Raw genomic sequence first — 645 nt, 5'->3', positions numbered from 1 at the left:
CCCTTTGCTTTTTTATACGTTCATTTACGTTAAAATAAAGTAACACATAGTTATTAATTACTAACTACAAAATCAGCAAAAATGTCACCAACTTCACATTCTTTTTGTTTATTAACATGGTCGTACACTTGAAAAATCATATCGGTGTTTTCATGTCCTAAACGTGATTGCACTTCTTTAACTGGTACACCAGCTTCAAGAAGGAGAAAAACATGAGTGTGACGTAAACCATGTACAGTTATATGATCTATGTCAAAGTTCTTTCTAACCTTTTTTAGAACAACATAAGGGTATGCAGAGTATTGAAACTCATTAGATTCATTCGTGATAATGTATTGTTCTGGTGAATTTGTATTGTATCCATGAAGAATCATTACTTCACGTTGAATATTTCGCCATTCTTTTAAATCTTTTATTGTTTCATCATCCAGAGGGATAGTTCTCTCTCCTGAAACTGTCTTTGGTGTCTGAATAATCTTCTTAAAGTCCTTGCCTCTTGCTACCGTTCTTCTAATTGAAAGAGTGCCATTAAGTTCATCAAAGTCAGACCATCTCAATCCACACATTTCACCTTTTCTGATTCCTGTGTATGCAATCACCCTAAACATAATATATTCTTGAGGATTATTCATAGCTTTTATAAAA

At 32.9% G+C, this 645-nt stretch carries 1 protein-coding gene; it reads right to left on the bottom strand.

The features are described 5' to 3' along the window. Positions 1-53: 53 nt before the first annotated feature. Positions 54-645, bottom strand: a 592-nt coding sequence (locus GSA01S_RS10390) for a site-specific integrase (RefSeq protein WP_157064840.1), incomplete at its 5' end; no start/stop codon positions are given.

The sequence above is a fragment of the Globicatella sanguinis NBRC 15551 genome (assembly GCF_001552295.1).
In the GTDB taxonomy this organism is placed as follows: Bacteria; Bacillota; Bacilli; order Lactobacillales; family Aerococcaceae; genus Globicatella; species Globicatella sanguinis.
The sequence above is the reverse complement of the archived record's forward strand: the minus strand, read 5'-3'. Positions and strand labels throughout refer to the sequence as shown.